Annotated in this window: 20 protein-coding genes and 1 pseudogene; 9 read left to right on the forward strand and 12 right to left on the reverse strand. The window is 45.1% G+C overall.

Annotation, left to right across the window (positions count from 1 at the left end; all coding sequences use genetic code 11):
* Positions 1–47: 47 nt before the first annotated feature.
* Positions 48–587, reverse strand: coding sequence for a CAP domain-containing protein (locus R7E29_RS12480; RefSeq protein ID WP_005398264.1), 540 nt, complete (start codon positions 585–587; stop codon positions 48–50).
* 127 nt (positions 588–714) lie between these two features.
* Positions 715–1,671 carry a LysR family transcriptional regulator gene (locus R7E29_RS12485; RefSeq protein WP_054576541.1) on the reverse strand — a complete coding sequence of 319 codons (957 nt, stop codon included), beginning with the start codon at positions 1,669–1,671 and terminating at the stop codon, positions 715–717.
* Positions 1,672–1,797: 126 nt separating this feature from the next.
* Between R7E29_RS12485 and R7E29_RS12490 the strand changes: the two genes are divergently transcribed.
* From R7E29_RS12490 to R7E29_RS12500, 3 genes are all read left to right on the forward strand, one after another.
* A complete protein-coding gene (locus R7E29_RS12490; protein ID WP_005383525.1) occupies positions 1,798–2,484 on the forward strand; it encodes a DJ-1/PfpI family protein in 687 nt (228 codons plus the stop codon).
* A 120-nt stretch (positions 2,485–2,604) separates the two neighbouring features.
* A complete protein-coding gene (locus R7E29_RS12495; RefSeq protein ID WP_255209459.1) occupies positions 2,605–3,135 on the forward strand; it encodes a sigma-70 family RNA polymerase sigma factor in 531 nt (176 codons plus the stop codon).
* A gap of 166 nt (positions 3,136–3,301) precedes the next feature.
* Positions 3,302–3,997 carry a VC0807 family protein gene (locus R7E29_RS12500; RefSeq protein ID WP_005383527.1) on the forward strand — a complete coding sequence of 232 codons (696 nt, stop codon included), beginning with the start codon at positions 3,302–3,304 and terminating at the stop codon, positions 3,995–3,997.
* A gap of 73 nt (positions 3,998–4,070) precedes the next feature.
* Here the strand turns inward: R7E29_RS12500 and R7E29_RS12505 are convergent, their stop codons facing one another.
* Together R7E29_RS12505 and R7E29_RS12510 are read right to left on the reverse strand one after the other, a co-directional pair.
* Positions 4,071–5,063, reverse strand: coding sequence for a zinc-dependent alcohol dehydrogenase family protein (locus tag R7E29_RS12505; protein WP_054576540.1), 993 nt, complete (start codon positions 5,061–5,063; stop codon positions 4,071–4,073).
* Positions 5,064–5,151: 88 nt separating this feature from the next.
* Positions 5,152–5,967: an AraC family transcriptional regulator gene (locus R7E29_RS12510; RefSeq protein ID WP_054576539.1), complete on the reverse strand. Its 816-nt coding sequence runs from the start codon at positions 5,965–5,967 to the stop codon at positions 5,152–5,154.
* A gap of 111 nt (positions 5,968–6,078) precedes the next feature.
* On the opposite strand from R7E29_RS12510, the gene R7E29_RS12515 reads away from it, so the two are divergent.
* Entirely contained in the window at positions 6,079–6,771 is a 693-nt protein-coding gene (locus R7E29_RS12515; protein WP_054576538.1) for an MOSC domain-containing protein, read from the forward strand.
* Positions 6,772–6,836: 65 nt separating this feature from the next.
* Here the strand turns inward: R7E29_RS12515 and R7E29_RS12520 are convergent, their stop codons facing one another.
* Together R7E29_RS12520 and R7E29_RS12525 are read right to left on the reverse strand one after the other, a co-directional pair.
* Positions 6,837–8,075, reverse strand: coding sequence for a DEAD/DEAH box helicase (locus R7E29_RS12520; RefSeq protein WP_054576537.1), 1,239 nt, complete (start codon positions 8,073–8,075; stop codon positions 6,837–6,839).
* A 265-nt stretch (positions 8,076–8,340) separates the two neighbouring features.
* The gene (locus R7E29_RS12525; protein WP_005374598.1) at positions 8,341–9,342 is read right to left on the reverse strand and encodes an arginine deiminase-related protein; all 1,002 of its coding nucleotides are present in this window, start codon (positions 9,340–9,342) and stop codon (positions 8,341–8,343) included.
* Positions 9,343–9,746: 404 nt separating this feature from the next.
* Between R7E29_RS12525 and R7E29_RS12530 the strand changes: the two genes are divergently transcribed.
* Together R7E29_RS12530 and R7E29_RS12535 are read left to right on the forward strand one after the other, a co-directional pair.
* Entirely contained in the window at positions 9,747–11,597 is a 1,851-nt protein-coding gene (locus R7E29_RS12530; protein ID WP_054576536.1) for an ABC transporter ATP-binding protein, read from the forward strand.
* Positions 11,598–12,188: 591 nt separating this feature from the next.
* Positions 12,189–12,896: a DUF445 domain-containing protein gene (locus R7E29_RS12535; RefSeq protein ID WP_054576535.1), complete on the forward strand. Its 708-nt coding sequence runs from the start codon at positions 12,189–12,191 to the stop codon at positions 12,894–12,896.
* Positions 12,897–12,999: 103 nt separating this feature from the next.
* Here the strand turns inward: R7E29_RS12535 and R7E29_RS12540 are convergent, their stop codons facing one another.
* Entirely contained in the window at positions 13,000–13,476 is a 477-nt protein-coding gene (locus tag R7E29_RS12540) for an Lrp/AsnC family transcriptional regulator (protein ID WP_005374595.1), read from the reverse strand.
* Positions 13,477–13,768: 292 nt separating this feature from the next.
* Positions 13,769–14,017, reverse strand: a complete 249-nt coding sequence (locus R7E29_RS12545; protein ID WP_005374593.1) for a hypothetical protein — start codon at positions 14,015–14,017, stop codon at positions 13,769–13,771.
* A 358-nt stretch (positions 14,018–14,375) separates the two neighbouring features.
* Here R7E29_RS12545 and R7E29_RS12550 point away from each other — a divergent pair.
* Positions 14,376–14,651 (forward strand): annotated as a pseudogene (locus tag R7E29_RS12550) (GNAT family N-acetyltransferase); the annotation flags it as partial.
* Between the two features lie 5 nt (positions 14,652–14,656).
* Positions 14,657–15,091, forward strand: coding sequence for a hypothetical protein (locus R7E29_RS12555; RefSeq protein ID WP_054576534.1), 435 nt, complete (start codon positions 14,657–14,659; stop codon positions 15,089–15,091).
* A 91-nt stretch (positions 15,092–15,182) separates the two neighbouring features.
* On the opposite strand, the gene R7E29_RS12560 is transcribed toward R7E29_RS12555, so the two are convergent.
* Entirely contained in the window at positions 15,183–15,422 is a 240-nt protein-coding gene (locus R7E29_RS12560) for an RNA recognition motif domain-containing protein (protein WP_213906629.1), read from the reverse strand.
* A 148-nt stretch (positions 15,423–15,570) separates the two neighbouring features.
* Between R7E29_RS12560 and R7E29_RS12565 the strand changes: the two genes are divergently transcribed.
* Positions 15,571–16,104: a GNAT family N-acetyltransferase gene (locus R7E29_RS12565; protein ID WP_017820066.1), complete on the forward strand. Its 534-nt coding sequence runs from the start codon at positions 15,571–15,573 to the stop codon at positions 16,102–16,104.
* Positions 16,105–16,228: 124 nt separating this feature from the next.
* Here R7E29_RS12565 and putP read toward each other — a convergent pair whose 3' ends face one another.
* The 3 genes from putP to putA form a co-directional block, all read right to left on the reverse strand.
* Positions 16,229–17,722, reverse strand: coding sequence for a sodium/proline symporter PutP (gene putP / locus R7E29_RS12570; RefSeq protein ID WP_005374582.1), 1,494 nt, complete (start codon positions 17,720–17,722; stop codon positions 16,229–16,231).
* A gap of 136 nt (positions 17,723–17,858) precedes the next feature.
* Positions 17,859–18,566 (reverse strand): delta-1-pyrroline-5-carboxylate dehydrogenase, encoded by a 708-nt coding sequence (locus R7E29_RS12575; protein WP_005392153.1) that lies wholly within the window; start codon positions 18,564–18,566, stop codon positions 17,859–17,861.
* Positions 18,567–18,577: 11 nt separating this feature from the next.
* A complete protein-coding gene (gene putA / locus R7E29_RS12580) occupies positions 18,578–21,709 on the reverse strand; it encodes a bifunctional proline dehydrogenase/L-glutamate gamma-semialdehyde dehydrogenase PutA (RefSeq protein WP_213906628.1) in 3,132 nt (1,043 codons plus the stop codon).
* Positions 21,710–22,042: the final 333 nt, after the last annotated feature.

Here is a 22,042-nt window from a genome sequence, read left to right on the forward strand (position 1 = left end):
TAGTGACTGCTGGCGTTTTATTTTATCTATCAGGCTTCTTTATCGCATTAGCGCTGTTTGGCAAAAACCTGAGTCCAGTAATATCCGTAGCGTGCAGAGTGATTTTCGACAAGCGACGCGCCCATCTGATCAAAATCCGCACTCATGATATTAAGGCAGTGACCTTCACTCGATAACCAAGCATTCACGACGGCGTTAATGGTGCTTTGCCCTACGGCGACATTCTCACCAATGGCGCTCCAAGCATAACCCGTTGCGTTAACTCGATCTGACATTTTGCTGCCATCAGAGCCTGTGTGGCTCATGAAATCGCTGTTCGCCATATCGCTTGAATGTCGATAAGCGGCGCTTTCCAAATCGTAGCTCCAAGTCAGGGCCCCAACAGGTGGCATGGTGGTTGCGCCACACTGTTGTGTAGTAGAGCGAGCGCTGTTGACCGCTGCAAGCATCTGCTCGGCAAATGTGCCTTGTGACGATGTGGAACCTGTGTTTTGTGAGCCGCTTTCTGCTGGGGCTGACGACTCCCCATCGCCGCCACATGCGCTGAGAAGTAGGGCCAAAGCAGGCACTAAGATCTTAGTTGGCATTGTCTTTCCTTTATGAGTGACGAAGAGCAAACTGCGCTTTTCGATAATAACGCCCAATAAACTAACAAAAACCAATAAAAGCGTCATATAGCTTAGGGGGTTTTAACCAAAGACTCACATGAAGTTTTCAATCGCCTTGGTTCGGTCGATAAATCGGCAACGTTTCAGCCCAAGTATGGAATGGCGTTTCATCCATATCCTGTATTGCTTGAGTGATAAAATCGATGAACACCCTAACTCGTGCAGGCACATAATCCCGGTTGGCATAGAGAAGATACACGCCATTTCCTGCTTGGCGCATGCTCGGAAATATCGGCACTAAACGCCCCGCTTTAAGCCAGTCTCTCGCGATAAAATGAGGGATCTGAGTTAATCCTAAGCCTTCTGCGCAAAGCTCTGCCATGGATTCACCGTCATTTACAATGTAGTTTCTTTCGGGGTCATATTCACTCGCACCGTCTGGTTCTGGCATCCGAATCGGCAACAGTTTCCCCGTTTGTTTAAAACGAAAACGAACCCAAGAATGGTCATTGAATACATCCGGGCCACTCGGAACACCATGGCGCGCTAAGTAATCCTGACTGGCACAAATGATAAAATCGATAGGGCTCAGCTGACGCACAATCAATTGACTATCGTGAACGACACCAGAGCGAATCGACACATCAATACCTTGCTCAATAATATCAACGTAGGCGTCATCGTAATGAATATCGATAGTGATGTTAGGGTAGCGGCGACAAAACTCTTTTAATAAAGGACGAATATAGAGGCGACCGTACGAGACTGGCACATTAATCTTAAGCTGCCCTGAAAGCGCATCATTGTGACTTTTTAATGAATCCTCACATGCCGCCAGCTCCTCCAGTACAAACCTAGCAGTATTTGCGTACCTACGACCAGCTTCTGTCAGGCGGCTCTGTCGCGTAGAACGTTGAAAAAGCTGTATACCCAAATCGCTTTCAAGACGATGTATGGCTTTACTCACGGTCGAAGGGTCAGTGCCATACACTTTGGCAGCCGCAGCAAAACTACCGCCATCTAAAGTGGCAATAAAAAATCGTAGGGACCGTATCTTATCCATATAACCAATGAACTCTATTCATGAATTTTATTCACTTTAGTAAAGACAAAGTGGCTCTTCAATCACTAATTAGCCTAAATATAATGAACCTCAATAACTTGATGCTCTGTTAACGAGGAAAAAACCATGGGTAAAAACGGATTGAAGAATGCACTACAACTATTGATAGCGACACTAGTCCTATTCTTTGGGATGCTTCAAACAGCACATGCCGCAGATAAACGAATTGGTATTCTGGTTTACGATGGCGTACTGACCTCTGATGTTACTGCTCCTTTAGAGGTTTTTGGCGTCGCAAGTCGTCTCACTTGGTTTAGTGATTATGACGTGCTCACCATTTCCGTCTCAGATCAGAAAACCATCACCACTGAAGAAGGATTAAAAATTGGTGTGGATGCTTGGATTGGTGATCTGCCGGAACTCGACGTATTGGTTTTAACATCCAGCTATGACATGGATGCACTAATCGAAAATAAAGATCTCATTCACTTTATTAAAACTACCTCAAAGGCGGCAGATTGGATGGCAAGTAATTGCTCTGGCGCGTATTTGTTAGCCGAAGCTGGCCTTTTAAACGGCAAAAAAGCAACAACTTGGGCCGGAGGTGAAAACGGCTTTCAAAGAGATTACCCAGCAGTCAAAGTACAAGTCGACCAGAATTTTGTCATTGATGATGGCGTTATCACTTCGAACGGTAGCCTAGTTAGCTATCAAGCTGCTCTTAAGCTACTTCACCTTATGACTTCAGAGTCTAAAGCTCAGGAAGTCGCAGATGCCATCCAGTACTCACGCTTTTCCAACCAACCATTTTAAGCGTGTAAGAAAGAAATCAGAGTCACCCTTCGATATTTGGAAGGTTAACTCTTCGAATTTGTCTTCCTAATCGAACAACCCTTTTTATCACTGTAAAAGCGATAAAAAGGGTTGTCGTTCATCTGGCAGACACAACGTGCTCTCCAAACTTTTTATCTTAATGCTATGGAAAAACATAAACGTTACGAAGCACTGACGAAAGATCGATACCAAGAGATTTACCGTCTCGCGTATTGGTTATGCAAAGATCACCACCTTGCTCAAGATTTAGCGCAAGAAACCTTTCTGAAAGCGTGGCGATTCTTTGATAAATTAAATGACCCCAACGCCGCGAAGTCTTGGCTCATTACTATTTTGCGTCGTGAGAATGCTCGGCGCTTTGATAGAAAACAGTACGATTTTGTCGACATTGATGAGTGTGCAATACAGACAAAAACCTACCCTGGCAGTGACTACGACATGGCCCAAGATTGGCTTCAAAAACAAATGATGATTCTCGAACCCAAATACCGAGAGCCGTTGCTCTTGAGCTTAGTGGCTGGGTTGAATCATGATGAAATTGCCCAAGCCTTGAGGCTCAACCACAACACAGTGGCGACTCGATTATTCAGAGCGCGTAATCAGATCATCGCACAGAAGGAGAGTCATTAAGACACAAAAAGTAGTCAATCATGTAAACTAACTGGCTATGCTCCGGTCTATTTCATAAGTCGTTACACAACTCGACGCTTTAACGCTTTACATCAAGCGCGACTAGATGAACACTTCTTGTCAAAGTACAATAACAGCCGACATAGAGTAGAGTCAGTAAAACATTATGAGTAACACGACGGCGAAAAAGCCGAATCCCTTATTTGAAATCCTTTTCAACGTATTTATCCCTTCCTTCATTTTGATGAAGTTTAGTGGCGATGAGCATCTAGGGACAGCAATGGCGCTGGTTGTCGCTTTGCTATTTCCTATCATTTATGGCGGTATGGACCTTGTCCGTAACAAGAAATTTAACTTTATTTCTGCTCTGGGCTTTATCAGTGTTCTACTAACTGGTGGCATCGGCTTGTTAGAGCTTGATACACGCTGGTTAGCACTAAAAGAAGCCCTGATTCCTGGCCTGATCGGTTTAGCGGTTTTGGGTTCAACGTTTACCCGCTACCCGCTGATGCAGAAGTTAGTACTGAATGACACTGTGTTGAACCTCGCGTTGATTAACCAACGTTTAAAAGAAAATGGTAAAACCGATGCGTTCGAACGTTGCCTTATGTCTTCTAACTACCTGTTTGCAAGTACTTTTGCGTTCTCATCTGCAATGAACTACTTCCTTGCGACTTGGATTGTGACTAGCCCTTCTGGTACTGCTGCCTTTAACGAAGAGTTAGGAAAAATGACGCTGTACAGTTACCCAATGATTGCCATCCCAAGTATGTTGATGATGTTCGGTATTTTTTATTACATTTGGCGTCAAGTACGTGCGATGACATCGCTCGAAACAGAGCAAATCTTCCATCTAAAATAGCCCAATCATTACAAGTAAACCCATAAAAAAGGGAGGATTTTATCCTCCCTTTTCTCAACAGGCTCACTGTAATTCACAGCGTCAAAATGATTTTTCCTGACACTGCTGACGAGCGTCGCTCAACCATTTCAATCGCTGTTTGAAAGTCCTCTAACGGCAGATCATATGCAACGTTTAACTTTATGTCGCTGCTAATAAAGTGTTCTAACATTTCAGCAAACACCGTCTTTCTCCCGCCTTTACCTACCGATTCTTCCCAATACCGCAAAAAGAATGTACTAAAGTCGATGTTGTTGGCCTTCATCGATTCAAAAAACTCAGGCGTATAAGGCGTTAACGACAATGTTCCGTAGTTGATGTATTGGCCGTTTTCTTTCAAGGTACGAATGAGATCCGTGCCAGCCTCACCACCTATCGCGTCCAGAGCGACCGTTGGTTGTGGCAGTTGGCGCGTTTGCAGCTGCGCTTGTAGTTCTTTCTTCGCGTCCAACACTGGAATCGTATCGTACGGATACTCGTCTCGCTTTGAGGTCACAGCAATCAGTGCAAAACCCAGTGAATGGGCGAGCTGGGCAAATATCTTACCGATCGCTGACCCAGCTGCATTGATGATCACCACATCGTCTTTGTTCAACTTAGCTACTTTAGTGGTGATCACCCACGCGGTTAACGCGTTGATGTACAACTGACAGGCATAACCGTTCTCCAAACTCTCAGGTAGTGGAAAAAGATTCTCAGGCGAGGCATCTATATAGTATTGCCAAGTACCACTCATCGCCACCAACACCTTTTGCCCAACTTGAAGGTCAGTTTGACCAACTGCACTGACTTCCACCACACGCCCAACCGCTTCAAATCCCGGCACGCGAGGTGGTACGTGAACGCGGCGGTATTGCCCAACACCATGAATGGAAAGCAAGTCACTTGGGTTAATATTGGTGGCTTCCAGTCGCACCCGAACCTTGCCCTGAGCAAGCGGTTTGAGGGGCTCTTTTTCCAGCGACAGCGACGTTTTGGGTTGACCAAAACAGAATTGATTCACTCGAGTATTTATCGTTGGTGCCATTGCTATTCATACCATGTAATTGAAATTCAAGAAGGAAGTTTCGTAACTTCTACTCAAAAGCATTAAGTGAAGTCGAAACTCTGTACTTCTACCTGCGCGATGCGCCGTTCACTCTAAACTGTTGTGGCGTCATATCAAAATAGGCTTTAAATGCTTTGATGTAGGATGAGTCGTTTTGATAACCCACTAGGTCTGCAATGGCTTGGATTGACAACGATTCATCTAACAAAGAAAGCGAGTAAATTAGCCGAATTTGTTGCCGCCAAAGTAGAAATGAAGTGTTGAATTCCTTGGCGAACAGCCGTGATAAAGTACGCTCAGACGCCCCAATTTTCTCCCCCCACTCTTTTAGCGAACAGCTCAACGCTGGCTCGTCAGTCAGTCGCTCGAAAATCAGTTTTAGTCGTCTGTCTTGTGGCAGCAATAACTGAAATGTCTGCACGTTGCGTTTCAAAATTTGATCATGCAGCACCGCCAGTAAATGCAACACTTCTTCGTGGCTTGTCTCACCTTCACACAGTCTGCGGATCTCTTGTAAAAGCTCATTTAAAAACGACGTTAAAGCAATGGTTCTCACTTGTGGCTCGTACGTCGCACCAAACTCAGGGTTGAGGTAAATACCAACAAATATCGTATTGCTTAGAGCAATCGACTCGTGTTGAACACCCGCAGGAACAAATAACGCAGAGGTGTGCGGAACCAAATGCTGATAATGCTCCGTTTGTGTTTGCAATAACCCTTTGATAGGAAAGATGATTTGATGCCAAGTGTGTTGATGCAGCGCATCAATGTAACCTTTTGGCATGTCGATGGTTTTCACTAAAACAGGAGAATGGGGATTCGCGGCCATCATCTCATTGGAGGTGACGACGCCTGACTTCGAATCAATTTGGCGAGTTAGCATTGTTAGTTGTCTTTTCATCCCTACACCGACACAAGTTTACTAGGCTATCATGCTCCGCATCGCGAATGAAGGTAAACACTTTATCTCTCATTCAAATAATAAGGAGGTTATATGAAGAAAATCGGCGTCGTAAAAGCTGTGCTAGCAGGGAAAACCGTCCCTTATGCTCATGGAGCGCAAAGCGCAATCAACAAACAAGTGCTACCTGAGCGCCAGCACGCAACAGAGCTTGGTTTTACCAGTGATGAGCAAGGTGATCCGCGCTTTCATGGTGGCATTCAAAAAGCGCTTCATATTTACCCAAGCGAGCACTACCCAATCTGGCAACAAGAATTAGGCAAAAGACCAATTTTCCAATCCGCCGGCGGCTTTGGCGAAAACATCAGCTCCGAAGGCGTCACCGAATCCACGATTTGCTTGAAAGATAAAATTCGCATCGGCTCAACACTACTGGAAGTGTCGCAAGGTCGCATGCCTTGTTGGAAACTTAACGTACGTTTTGACCAACACGGCATGGCGAGAAGACTGCAAGATACGCTTCGAACAGGCTGGTATTTCCGAGTGTTGGAAGAAGGCGATATCGGTGCAGGTGACGAGATTATTCTGTGCGAAAGACCTTATCCAGAATGGCCACTGGCTCGCATCATGGGCGCGGTTTTCACTGGCTGTTTAGATAGAAAAGAACTCACTAAGCTGTCTGAGCTGCCGTTAGTCGAGTCTTGGGGCAAGTTGGTCGAGCGCCGCCTAGAAACTGGCGAAGTTGAAGATTGGGAAATGCGCTTGGTTGGCCCAACTGTGGGTTAACACCCCAAAGTAAAATTTAAGCCACGCTCTGAACCGACTATGCCGTCAGAGCGTGTTTTTTTGGTTTACTTCGCACTCGGGGCTGGGCGTTTCGACTTACCTTGGAACTGCTTAATGCTCTTCTTAGCATTAGTTCGGCGGTTGGCTTTTTTATCGCGTGGCGCGCGTTTGCTCTCGCCAGTTGATGGCTTATCCGTTACTGGAAAACCTGCCAGATCTTGCACTGGTAATGCACGTTGAGTCAGGTGACGAATCGCGCTTAGTGCGTCCATTTCACCATGACAAACCAATGACATCGCGACACCTTGTTCGCCTGCGCGAGCGGTACGTCCTACTCGGTGAACATAGGTTTCTGCATGCATTGGCAGTTCAAAGTTGATCACTACAGGCAATTGCTCAATGTGAATGCCGCGCGCTAGTAGATCGGTGGCAATCAACACCTGAATTTGCCCAGATTTAAACTGCGCCAGTGCTTCTTCTCGCTCATCTTGACTCTTATTGCCATGCAGCGCATTGGTTGAGATGCCCGCTTTATTCAGCTTCTTCGCTAAGCCATCGGCGTTCTCTTTCGCACCAATAAATACTAATGCCTGAGTCCACGCGTTTTTTTGAATCAGTTCAATCAATGCCTTGGTTTTACTGCCTTTGTTAACGAGGTACAGCGTTTCAGCAATATCTTGGTTGGTGCTGTTTTCTTGATGCGCTGCAACTTGCTTTGGTGCCGGCATAAGCAGCTTCGCTTTACCCTTCAACTCATCTGAAAACGTTGCCGAGAACATCGCGGTTTGACGCTGGTTTGAAATCAGCCCCGCAATATTTTGTACGTCAGGCCAAAAGCCCATATCCAACAGACGATCCGCTTCATCCAACACTAGGTAATGGATATTGCTTAAGTCTAAACCGTTGTTTGCCAGATCAACCAAACGACCTGTCGTCGCGACAAGGATATGAGGATTTGTCGCTAGCGCCTGCTGTTGTTGCTCTTTATCAACGCCGCCACACAAACACACTGCGTTGAGTTCAAGAACTTGACCAACTTGGTTAATTGCTTCACTCACTTGCATTGCCAGCTCACGAGTTGGCACAAGAATCAGCGCTTTTTGCTCTGGATTGACACCCAGCTTTTCCAACAAAGGCAAACCATAAGCAAGGGTTTTGCCGCTGCCTGTATTTGCCAAAGCCAATAGATCTTGACCAGCCAACAGCTCAGGAATGGCCAACGCTTGAATATCGGTCGGTTTCTTGAAGTCTTTTGGCAGAGCGTGAATCAGCTCAGAACTCAATGAGAGAGTAGAAAATGGCATTAACGAAAACCTTGTACTTTGGGTTGAAGAAGCAATAAAAATAATGAAGATGCGGTAAAACGCAGGCGCGGACTTTACCACAATCTGCTAGGTGAACCATCCTATTTTAGGCGCTTAAACCAAGCGTAGCCTACGCAAATCGTCAGAAAACTAAAAAGCGCAAAAAAGCCGTTAGTCTGTACTGCCACAGAGCTAACGGCTAAAAACCCTTGAAGAGAACGCTTCATCAGCCTTTCACTGCGGCTGAAAAGAAATGTGCAGTTTATTAAAGCACAGCTTTACGATTCGGTAAGAACACTTCACCCAACATGCAACGAACCGAACCACCACCAATAGATTCTATGGTAGAAACGTCGAATGGCAGCAATTTACCGTGCGTCGCCAATTGGTTTCTTTGTGCTGGTGAGAATGCATCGTACGCCGATTGCGACATCGCAATCACCTTGTCGCCGTTGATCGTTTCTAGTTGCAGAATGTTACCGCAGAACTGGTTCATCTGATCAAGCGAAATTGAGATGACTTGCTTGTCTTTGGCGAGTGACTTCATTACAAAACGACGCTCAAATTCTGGGATCACTTCGTCACAAATCACGCAAAACTGTTCGCCAACCGCCATCATCACATTGGTGTGATAAATCGGCGCACCAGACGGCAAACGAGTTTGGAAAGAAATCACTCGTTCATAGCCAATACGATCGGCGTAATCTTCTAAAACCAGACGATCACAACGTTGTGAGAGTGCGGCGTAGACCGTTTTATTTAGGTGGTCAAACACCATCACACCCGTGCTTTCTAAATACGCTTGCTCGTCAAGATATTCAGTTAGACTGCTGCGTCGATGAACTTCTCGCCCTGCTTGCGCTAGTGCTGCCACAAGTGCATCGGGACGTACTTCTTTTTGACGGTTTTCACAGGCCATTGGAAAGGTGTACAACGTGCCATCTGGCGTAGTGCTAAACCAATTGTTTGGAAATACCGCGTCTGGCGTTGCAACATCTGAAGTTGGATAATCAAACTCAACAACTTGAACGCCCTCTTGACGCAGCGTTGCAACCATACTCGCGAACTCGGCCATTACTCGACGTGAGACTTCTTCTTGGCTGAGTGACACTTTATGTTGGAACTCATTATCTTGTGCGGTTTCTTCATTAAAACGAAACTCTTTCGGTGGCACCATCACTACGCAGTTTGCGGTTTGGCGCTGAGCACTTTGCGTGCTTTCTTCTTTCCCATTAGCAAATTGGGTCACTGATTCGTGTAATAGCATCCAATACATTCCTTATCACTAGAATGAGGAGATTGTAAATTTATTGTTAACTTCAGTTTTGCTGTTTTGACAATTAATTTAATTGCACAAAAGTAATTTTTGCTGCATTAAGTTCATTTTTCCTTAAATTTTATTGTCACTTTGCAGGTTTAAGCTTTTATGGCACCACGATGAACATGATAAGAATTCATCATAAGAATCAGAACCATAGACAATCACACTCATAACCAACTAGTTACATTTAAGACACAATCGGTTAGACTATTTTTTCGCCCCTCTCGTCAATCGGTCTGCTTTATCGAGGAGCAGGCAAAAAACTCTCATACACGCGGTTTCGTCCAAAGCAGCGTGAATCGATGGATTTAGCCACCCCAAATGGCACTGTTTTAACTTTAGGATGAGTTATGTTTAAACGATTTGAAGGCTTTACAGAGCCGTTCCCCAAATCTACACCGGATCAGCCTCCTTCAGGGATGTTCGCTTTTCTGCGTTATTACACTCGTGGTTATGAAAAGCCTTTGATCATCATGTCTTTGATGGCCACAATTGTGGCTGTTGTTGAGGTAATGTTGTTTGGCGCCATGGGACAATTGGTTGATTGGTTGTCTACCAGCAATCCAGAAACGTTCTTACAAGACAACAAATCGGATTTGATTTTCTACGGAGCCTTATTGCTGGTTGTCATGCCTATATTGGTGATCTTGTACTCGTTGCTCGTTCATCAAACGTTATTGGGCAACTACCCAATGTCTATCCGCTGGCTTGCACACCGGTATTTGCTCAATCAAAGCTTGAACTTCTATCAAGATGATTTTGCAGGTCGAGTCGCAACGAAAGTCATGCAAACCTCATTAGCTGTGCGCGAAACCGTGATGAAAGCTATGGATGTGTTTGTTTACGTTACGGTTTACTTCACCAGCATGATCATTATGTTAGCGACGGCAGACTGGCGTTTGATGATCCCAATGATTGTCTGGCTACTCGCTTACATCGCTATCCAAATCTATTTTGTCCCTAAGCTCAAAGACGTCGCTTCAGCACAGGCCGATGCACGTTCGACAATGACAGGGCGCATCGTCGACAGTTATACCAATATTCAAACCGTCAAACTGTTTTCTCATAGCCAGCGCGAAACCCAATATGCCGAGCAAGGCATGAAAGGATTTTTGAATACGGTCTATCGTCAAATGCGCCTAGTGACCGGCTTCGACGTCGCTGTAGAGATCTCAAACTATATTTTGGTATTTTCCGTTGCTGCTTTATCGATTTACCTGTGGTTGGATAGTGCCATCAGCGTTGGCGCGATTGCGATAGCTGTTAGCCTTGCATTACGCGTAAATGGTATGTCGATGTGGATCATGTGGGAAGTTGGCGCCCTCTTTGAAAATATGGGAACCGTAGTCGATGGAATGAAAACGCTCTCTAAGCCTATTGATATTAAAGATAAACCAGGCGCAAAAGACTTATTAGTCACTGAAGGTGGCATTCACTTTGATAACGTCAGCTTCCATTACGGTGAGAATAAAGGCGTGATTAGCCATCTCGATCTCAACATCAAACCAGGAGAGAAAGTAGGCTTGGTTGGGCGCTCCGGCGCCGGAAAATCGACTTTGGTGAACTTGTTACTTCGTTTCCACGATGTCGAAGACGGCAGCATTAAGATCGATGGACAGAACATCTCAGAAGTCACACAAGACTCTTTGCGTTCAAAGATCGGTATGGTGACCCAAGATACTTCTCTGCTACACCGTTCAATTCGAGACAACATTTTGTATGGCAATCCAGATGCGACAGAAGAAGATTTGCTGAAAGCCACTAAGCAAGCGCATGCCCATGAGTTTATTGAAACTCTGACCGACCCATTTGGTAATGTCGGATACGATGCGCAAGTTGGTGAACGTGGTGTGAAACTGTCTGGCGGCCAACGTCAGCGTATCGCAATATCTCGTGTGCTACTCAAAGATGCACCATTGCTGGTATTGGATGAAGCAACATCGGCTCTGGATTCAGAAGTCGAAGCAGCGATTCAGGAAAGCTTAAATGAATTAATGCAAGGGAAAACGGTTATTGCTATCGCTCACCGATTATCGACCATCGCACAAATGGATCGCCTCATCGTGCTAGATAAAGGCAGCATCGTTGAACAAGGTTCTCATCAAGAACTCATTGCGAATAACGGCATTTACGCCCAGCTTTGGGCGCATCAAACTGGCGGATTTATCGCTGAAGAACTAGACAATCAACACGCTTCTTAACGAGTGATAAGCTCAATAAAAACGGCGCTTTAAGCGCCGTTTTTTATTTTAATCCATGGCTAGACGCTCATATAGCCATTGTGGTTTCTCATATATGAAACACTCTCCATGATAAAGCTCACACTTTTTCTGCTAATATACCGCCTCGTTGCGTATCCATTGCAATGAACACAATACAGAGTATTGAGCCGTCTTCATTTGTCATTTCACTTTTTGAGAAACAGCTATACTCAATAGATGGCTTAGTTATTATATTAACAATAAGGTAATTAGCTTATGTGTAAATGTGGTTCAATGCAGATCGTACAACTCAAACCAAGTTGGGCTGACAAGCTATTCGGCTACTCAGAAAGATGGAAATGCCAACTTTGTTGTAAGATCTACCGCATCTAAAATTAAAAATAGAATCTTAGTTTTTCTAAGAAAAAGCAGTGGCCCGACAGTAATTGTCGGGTTTTGTTTTTCTGTACATCCATTTTTATCCCTTCGCAACACGGTCACTCATCACGGCAAAACCTAGCATCTCAATGTGACTTAGGTATAGAATCAGGCCCACTTATTTATTCCGATATTCACATATAACTGGTCACTATGAACAAAAGTTTGCTAACGAATGTCCTCGCTATCGCTTTGATGGCTGGAGGTCATCAATTACAAAACGACTATCTTTGGTATGCAGGGCTGTTTGCGTTCTCAGGCGCCATCACCAACTGGCTTGCCATCCATATGCTATTTGAGAAAGTGCCTGGATTATACGGTTCTGGCGTGATCCCCGCGCGATTTGAAGAGTTTAAACTGGCTATCAAAAACTTAATGATGGAACAGTTTTTTACTGAAGCGAACATTGACCGATTCTTGAATAAAGAAATGGCGGGCGGTGTGAACATCGATCTTCAACCAGTAATTGAGAAAGTAGATTTAAATCCAGCATTTGATTCCCTAGTGGAAGTAATTGAAGGCTCTCAATTTGGCGGCATGCTAGCGATGTTTGGCGGCTCGGAAGCGCTACAACCCATGCGCCAACCTTTCGTCGAAAAGATGCAAGAATCCATCATTGAGTTGAGCAAGAGCGATAACATCAAAGAAGCACTGAAAGAGCAATTCGAATCTCCTGCAATGATGGATGAGATAAAGCAGAACATTGAAGGTATCATCGATCAACGTTTAAGCGAATTAACACCGGCATTAGTTAAAGAAATGGTGCAAAAGATGATTAAACAACACCTTGGCTGGCTAGTCGTTTGGGGCGGTGTTTTTGGAGGTTTAATTGGCCTTATCAGTACCTTTATCGGGGCATAATCGCTCACCGATTTATTAAAAAAGGAGCTTCGGCTCCTTTTTTAATCGAGAAAAAGTAATATACCAAGCCACGCTAAATAAGGAGGCTCAACACATGCCTCGCCTAACCAAGGAGCTCGGGATTAACACCAAATCCCGTTTTATGTTCTTCAATGACCACTTCACTACGAGTTTGAATCACGCCCGGAAGCGTGCCTAACTTGCTCGACATAAACTCCTGATACGCTTTCATGCTCTTAACACGAACTTTTATCATGGTATCGAAATCTCCAGAGAGCGAGTAGCACTCTTCAATTTCAGGCATCAATTCCACCGCTTTCGCAAACTTTTCAAAAATAGAAAAACTGGTTTGGTCTAAACGAATATGGATGAATACCTGCACATCCAGCCCCAACTTTTCCGCATTCAACTCTGCATGGTAACCATTGATATACCCTTCTTTTTCTAGTCGCTTTACACGGTCAGAACATGGAGAAGTCGTTAAGTTAATCAGCTTTGCTAGTTCTACAACTGGAATTCTGCCTCTCGAATGAAGCACTCTCAAAATATGTAAATCAATCCGGTCCAATTGATAACTCATTAACCCACTTCCTTGTAACCACTTAGAAAGCATCACATTAATCGTTGCTCAAAAAATTGCAAACCATCAAATGCACAGCATGTGAAATTCAGCAGAGAATAACCAGAAAACAACGAAGGAGGGAAAGTGCTATGATTATTGCCGCTCACTTAGTAACCGTGATATGAAGATAAAAAGCAACCTAGCGGCTCCCGCGGAGTCGCAAATTTGAAAGCGCATGACACGCCTGTATAGATATGTCGTTCGGGCAACGCCGCCCTATTTAGCCATTAATTATGGCTATCACTCAGAGTTAGAGTGCGGCCGATGTATGCCGTGTAGGATGTGGAACAACCTCTCCAATTGCACGATGATTACAACAACGGCAGTAGTATTGAGGCTCCATCTCGTAATAATGTTCACCTGATACAAATTTCGCCATCAGCTGTGTAAAACTCACCATTTTGCCTGTTAACGAGTCAACAGACTGAGGCTCGCAACGCTTCATAATCACTTTATGTTGCGTTGATTTTCTACAAGCTGCGCAATATATATCCGGCATTTCTCTTCTCCCTACTTTTTCGTCCTACTGACAATTGACATATTTTGTTCAAAATAATTCCACAATTAAAAAGCTCCTTTAATTTTTTGTGCCCTATCTTCAAAAAATTGAACGAAAGTATCAAAAAACTGAGACATTGGTCAGACCTCAACTTTTGTACCATCAATATGAGCAAACGTGCTTATGTGTGTAATAATACGACACATTACACATAAGCAATTGTTCGGGCTTATTATTTAGTAAGGCGCATGACAACTTTACAGCTGGCTAGATCGAGCTTTCGAGACGCCTTGTTATCTTGATTTACCCCGCAAACCAGTTGCTAGCAGCTATAGCCGTCTCATCAAGGAAGAAATGCATGACGATACAACCGATTCTCACTACCGAAAGACTCGTCCTCCGGCCATTCAATATCGATGACTGCCAACAAGTGGCTTTACTCGCTGGAGATAAGCGAATTGCCGACATGACAGCAAACATCCCTCATCCTTATGAGCGACCGATGGCGCAAGCATGGATAGATAGGCACGATCCGATGTATCAGCAGCATCAAGGCGTGGCGTACGCTATTACCTTGCAAAACACTGGGGAGTTACTTGGTGCAGTGAGTTTACCGCGTATCGAAGAGGGATATGTCGGATGATCATCCATGAAACTTCACAAAATCTGCCCAAGAACAACCCTTTCTTGCTAGGAACTGTATTTTTGTCGCTGTTCTATTTTTCCTACCTAGCAGACAAGATCGTCGAGTTTGGACTCGTAGCACTCACAATAATAGGATTGAAACTTCTCTCAACGTACTTCACGCGCCGCGTGTTCAATCCTAAAACGCTAGATATCGATGCAAGCACCAACACCTTGAAGTACCGCCAGGGCTCAACGGTTTACTTCCGTCTACCTCTTGATGACATTGTCAAAGTCCAAATACAGAAAGAGTTCTTCTCTAGCAAAAGTTTGATGCTCTACACAGTCAACGACGCTTACCAAGTGCCGAATTCAAACAATTTCGATTCTCTACAGTTAAAGGATTTAATGAAACAACTTGAAGAGAGAATTGATGATCAATCTCGCTAAAACGAAAAGAGAAGACATTCTAGAATGTTGCCAATTTGGTCTCTAAATAGAAAGACAAAAAAGCCAGCAATAACGCTGGCTTTTCTCTGTGTTAGTCTTGTGCGACTTTCACGCGAATTTTGCTTTTTTCTACGTTCGTCAAATTCAGTGCTTCAAGAGCAGAAATGGCTTCTGCTTCGTCCGGCATGATGACAAAACCGAAGCCTTTCGACAAACCCGTGTCTTGATCAAGCACTAGCGAACACAGTTCTACTTTGCCGTACGCTGAGAATAATTTGCGGATATCTTGCTCGGTCATGTGACGAGCCAAGTTTCTTATTAAAAGTTTCATAATGAACCTAGTTGGTTTGATAACGGTTCGATTCTCTCAGTTTCTCTCTGGCAAACCAAGTGAATAATATGACGGCGTTGACTAGATCATTCTAAGTACATCTGTTTAAATGATTTTCCGCTCATTTTTCACCCATAGGAGAGTCGGCATGGAAACGAAACGTCTCAAACTCATCCCTGCTTGTTTAGAACGAGCCGAAGAGGCGCATCAAGCTGTCGTTCGCAGCCAAAAGACTCTCGAAGTCTATCTGCCGTGGGTGCCTCATGTGCTGACATTAGAAGCGATGATAGAAGGGACAGAGAAAGCCATCGCAAACTTTGAAAACTTCGAAGAAGAGCTGCGTTACTACATCATTGAAAAGGAAAGCGATCGCTTACTGGGTGCGGTCGGCTTGATGATTCGAGATCCCGACGTACCATCCTTTGAGATAGGTTATTGGTTAGATAATGCTGCCGTTGGCAATGGTTATGTTGCCGAGGCTGTACTCGAAGTTGAGCGCTATGCGTTTGATGACTTGGGCGCCAAGAGAATCGCAATTCATGCTGATAGCACCAACCAAAAGAGCCGGGCTGTAGCCGAGCGCTGTGGTTATGAGTTCGAAGGAGAGCTCAGAAACGAACGTCTGACTACATCGGGAGAGTTGAGTAACACCGTTATTTACGCCAAAATTCGTCGCGACTAACACTCCAATCTAACCGAGCAATGCTAAGCTTTGATCTCAAGCTACCACCATTAACGTTAATTAAGTTTCAGATAAAACAAAGCCCGCTAAAATAGCGGGCTTTGTGTTCATATACGGGAAGTTACTAGTCTAGTTCAACCAGTTTTTTCTCGAACGACTGGTGTTGGTCTAACACGTCTTGCGCAGCACCGCCCGTTGCTTTACTTACCACAATGATAGCAAGCGTAGAGAAGATGATGCCCGGTACGATTTCGTACACATCAAACCAACCGCCAGTTAGCTGCTTCCAAACCACGATAGTGATACCACCAACAAGAATACCTGCTAACGCGCCGTTACGGTTCATACCGCTCCAGTAAAGGCTAAGTACAACCGCAGGACCAAATGCCGCACCAAAACCAGCCCAAGCGTAAGATACAAGACCAAGTACTGAGCTATCAGGCGTCATCGCTAGGAATAGCGCAACAAGCGAAATAACGATAACACCGATACGACCAATCATTACGATTTCTTCAGAAGACGCTTCTGGCTTGAATACTTGCTTGTAGAAATCTTCTGCAAGCGCTGAAGATGAAACAAGGAGCTGTGAGTCAGCGGTACTCATTACCGCCGCTAGGATTGCTGCTAACAACATACCCGCAACGACAGGGTGGAATACTGCGTTAACCAATAGCATGAAGATCTTCTCGCCGTCTTCTAGTTGAGTACCCGGATGACCCGTAACCCAAACCAGACCAACAAGACCAACAAGCATTGCACCAACCATAGATAGTGCCGTCCAAATCACTGCGATACGACGTGCAGTCGTTAGATCTTTGTTTGAACGAGACGCTTTAAAACGCGCTAGGATGTGTGGCTGACCAAAGTAACCAAGGCCCCACGCCGCTAGAGAGATAATGGCAATCGCAGACAATGGTTCGCCTTTCGCGTCATTCCATAGCGTTGCAAGTTCTGGGTTGATGTCATGTAGATCAGAACTTAGCTGACCTAAACCACCGTCCATTACCGCTATAGGAACAATCATTAGCGCAGCCGCCATTAGCAGACCTTGCACTAAGTCAGTCCAAGATACCGCTAGGAAACCACCGAATAGTGTGTAAGAAACGACACACACCGTACCGATGATAACAGCGTAGGTGTAATCTAGACCGAATACCGTCTCAAACAGTTTGCCCCCTGCGACCAAACCTGAGCTGGTGTAGAAAAGGAAAAATAGAAGAATGAAAAACGCAGAGATTGTCTGAATCAGTTTCGACTTATCGTTGAAGCGACGTGACAGGAACTCTGGCAACGTTAGCGCGTCAGTTTGGATACTGTAGGTACGGAGGCGTTTTGCACTGATGAGCCAGTTTGCCCATGTACCAAGAAGTAGACCGCCGGCTAACCAGAAGGCCTCGATACCCGCAGCGTACGCATAGCCAGGCAAGCCTAGCAGCAACCAACCACTCATGTCTGAAGCACCTGCAGATAATGCAGCAGGCCACGGACCTAGGCTACGGCCACCTAGGAAGTAGTCAGATGAATTGGAAGTCCTCTTATACGCGTAAACGCCAATAGCAACCATAATCAGTAAATACGCCACAAAAGTGGACGTGATAGCAAAGCTATTTTCTATCATTAGATAGTCCTCGTTATAATTATTTCCTTCCTTGCCTGCCCTGATATTTTACCGTCTCAGCAATACATCAGAGTATAAAAAACCAATCTGGACCGGCTCTCAGTCCAGTTACTCCAGATTGGCATTACAAGTCAGGTTAGTGAGTTTCGTTCCCCAACTCGAGTAGAGTTGCGTTACCACCCACCGCGGTAATATTTATCGTTCGAGTGCGCTCAGTAATGAAGCGCAACGAGAGATGAGGATCATGAGCCAATTTCGGTGACTCTAAATCCGTTTCAGAAACTAAGCCGACGATTGCACCGTCACGCTTAGCTAGTTGAAGATTGAGCGCATGCTCAATCTGTGAACGCCCAACATAACCCACACTACGTACATCGCTCTCAAGCAACGGGGCAGACGCATCGTACGCAACAACCTGGACTAAGTTAGATGGGAAGTTTGCCAACGCTACAGCTTGCTTAACCAATTGGTTTAGCTCTGCATTGTCACTGCAAACGACCACACTGTTGCCTGCAATTAAGGCACAGGTGATCATCGCAAAAGCACTGTATAACGCATTATCAGCAGGCTCGATGTTGTTTTCACAAATCACCAAAGCCACACCGCGTCCTGCGGCATACAGTTCGTTAGTTTCCCCTGTAGGGCCAACTAACTGGTGAGTTTCTGCAAGAAGAGCTGATGCTTGTTGCAAGTGGTAAGAAACCACTTTGGCAACGGTAGACTGCTGCCCTTCTAGTGCAGATTTAAATGCCAGAACATGCTCGCATTTGTAATCAAAATCAGTCAGATTCCACTGCTCCCACGCAGAGAATGCATCTTTAAAATAGGTGATCTGATGAACCATAATGCGACTCCTTATGCGTTTTCTGCTTGAGCAAGAAGATGTTGAGTAAATCGGAATAGGTAGTGTGGACCACCAGCTTTCGGGCCAGTACCTGACAAGCCTTGACCACCAAACGGCTGTACACCAACCACAGCACCAACTTGGTCTCGGTTGATGTAGCAGTTACCTACTCGTGCATGTTTCTCAATCCAACGGTACGTGGTTTCGTTACGGCTATGGATACCCATCGTCAAGCCAAAACCCGTTTTGTTGATCTGCGCAACCACGTTCGGTAATTCAGACGCTTTAAAGCGAACAATGTGCAAGATTGGACCAAATTGTTCTTCTTTCAGCACATCGATGCCCGAGATTTCAAACGCACTTGGTGAGACAAAGTCACCATGCTGGCACGATTCATCCAGCTGTAGCTGAGCGACTTTAGTCTGTGTTTTGCTCATTTGCTCAAGGTGAGCAAGGAGTTTTTGTTTTGCATTGCTGTCGATAACCGGACCAACATCCGTTTTGTGTAGGTAAGGTAAACCAACATGCAGCTCATTCATCGCACCTTGAATCAGGTTGATCATACGGTCTGCTACATCTTCTTGTACAAATAAAACACGAAGGGCAGAACAACGCTGACCTGCAGATGCAAACGCCGAACGAATCACATCACGCACCACCTGCTCTGGCAATGCAGTACTGTCCACAATCATTGCGTTTTGGCCACCTGTTTCCGCAATAAACGGAACCGGTTTCGCGCTGCGCTCCGCAAGCGTGACGTTAATGCGTTGCGCCGTTGCCGTTGAACCAGTGAATGCCACACCAGCAATAGCATCATGAGAAGTCAGTGCATGACCGATCTCAGCGCCGCGACCAGTAAGTAACTGAATCACACCAGCAGGGAAACCCGCATCAAGCATTAATTCAATAGCGCGAGCGGCAATTAAGCTTGTTTGCTCAGCAGGTTTTGCAACCACAGTGTTACCTGCAATCAGTGCTGCCGTTACCTGACCAAGGAAGATAGCCAACGGGAAGTTCCAAGGGCTGATACACACAAACACACCAAGACCTTCACGGCTAGAAATGCGTTTCACACCGTCAAAACCTTCTAGCTCAAATGGCTGTAGGTTTTGCGCTTGTTTCGCGTAATAACGACAGAAATCCACTGCTTCACGAACTTCATCAATGCTATCGTGAATCGTTTTACCCGCTTCTTTGTGACAAATCGCCACCAGCTCAGCCAGATTTTCTTCCATTAAGTCAGCAAGCTTTTCTAAACAAGCCGCTTTTTGCTCAACAGGAACACCTTTCCAATCAGAGAAAGCAGTTTGCGCCGCATCAATTGCAGCGGAAACATGATCAAGTGTTGCAAATGCCACTTTGCCGACTTCAATTCGGCGATCGTATGGTGCGGTGATGATCTCAGCCGCATTTTCCTTGATCATGCTTTCGGCAAAGCGTTCACCATTGATCATCGGGCCTGCAACCCACTGGTTGTCCATGAAGCTTTCGACCTGAGCTTCAAATGGCTTCGCTTCACTGTCGATGTCAATGTTGACGCCATATGAGTTCTTACGCTCAGGGAAAATATCGGCAGGCAATGGAATTTTGTCGTTGTGTAGCGTGTCAAAACCCGTCAACACATCCACAGGGTGGTGGGTCAACTCATAAATCGGACAACGCGCATCAACTAGACGGTGTACAAACGAGCTGTTCGCACCATTTTCAAGCAGACGACGAACCAAGTACGGAAGAAGATCAGCATGGCTACCGACAGGAGCATAAATACGTACTGGCTGACCGTACATTTTCATAACATGGTTATACAGTGAATCACCCATACCATGTAGGCGCTGGAACTCGTATTCTTTGTGCTCCGCCATGACAGCAATTGCCGTAACTGTGTGAGCATTGTGGCTTGCAAATTGTGGGTAGATATTACCGCGAACACCTTCGCTAAGTAGGAAACGAGCACAAGCTAGGTATGCAACGTCCGTCGCTTCTTTGCGAGTGTATACTGGGTAATTTGCATAACCCGCTTGTTGAGACCACTTGATTTCGCTGTCCCAGTACGCGCCTTTAACCAAACGCAGAGGAATAACGTCACCTTGCTCTTTTGCGAGTGCATTTAGCCACACCAAGACTGGTAGCGCACGTTTTGAGTAGGCTTGAATAACTAAACCAAACTTGCCCCAACCTTTCACAAGATCGCTACGGTACACTTTCTCAAATAGCTTCAGAGAAAGCTCAAGGCGATCCGCCTCTTCTGCATCGATTGTGATTGCAACGTCGACTTCAATAGCACGTTTTAGTAGTTGCATTAGTGAGTCATACAACTCTGTCATTACACGTTCTTCATTTGCGACTTCGTAGCGCGGGTGTAATGCAGAAAGCTTGATGGAAATCGAAGGCGCAGGGCTGGTGTCGTTACCGTAAGTCTCGCGACCTACCGCTTCGATCGCCATTAGGTAATCTTTGAAGTACTTGTTCGCGTCCGCTGTAGTTAACGCCGCCTCACCCAACATATCAAACGAGTAGGTGAAACCTTTGTCGCGCATTGGGCGACCGTTCTTCTGCGCTTCTTCGATCGTACGACCACGAACAAACTGGTGACCCATTATCTTCATTGCCTGATACATGGCTTTACGAATCACGGGCTCAGAGAATTTATTTACCAGACGGTTTACAGCCTGACCTGGGCTCTGGGTGCCTTGCTCACCAAGACCAACCACTTTACCTGTTAGCATAAGGCCCCATGTTGATGCGTTAACAAACACAGAGTCAGAGTTTTTCAGGTGAGATTTCCAGTCTGCGACACTCAACTTATCTTTAATCAAAGAATCTGCTGTCGCGGCATCTGGGATGCGCATTAATGCTTCTGCAAGACACATCAGCAAGATACCTTCTTGAGTATCTAAGCTGTATTCCAGCAATAAAGCATCAATCATCTGGATTGACTTCTTATCGGCACGAATGGCTTCGATAAGGTGGGTCGTTTGGGTAGTGATCGCCGATTTTTCATCCTCTGTCGGCGTCGCTAGTGGCAATAGTTGCTCTAGCCATTGAGACTCGTCCACCATATATAATGGCGAGATCAGTGACCACAACTTATCAAGCGGCTGCCCGATAAATTCCGGTGTCAACACGTTCGTAGCTGTAAACATGTGTGTTCCTCAATCTTACTCCTCGAAAACCGCTTCGAGGATTATCAATGGCTGGCAGTGTATTTTGAGGCCGATAAGAATACTTGTCAAAAACTACGACATTTTTGCCAAAAACTCGCTTTTATAACAAAACATCCACATAGTCACATTCAAATAGGTAATATTTTGTGTTGTAAATTTTAATTTTTTCATTGCATTCACAACAAAATATCAAGAATATCAATAAGATTTTTGTGAAGAGCTCGTTCTAAGAGAAAATGTAGGATCAAGTGGCATATCAACCACTGCAAAGAACAGAGAATTTAAAAAAACGAGAGATAGGTCACGTGAATA

Source organism: Vibrio sp. Vb1729 (assembly GCF_033338655.1).
Classification (GTDB): domain Bacteria; phylum Pseudomonadota; class Gammaproteobacteria; order Enterobacterales; family Vibrionaceae; genus Vibrio; species Vibrio alginolyticus.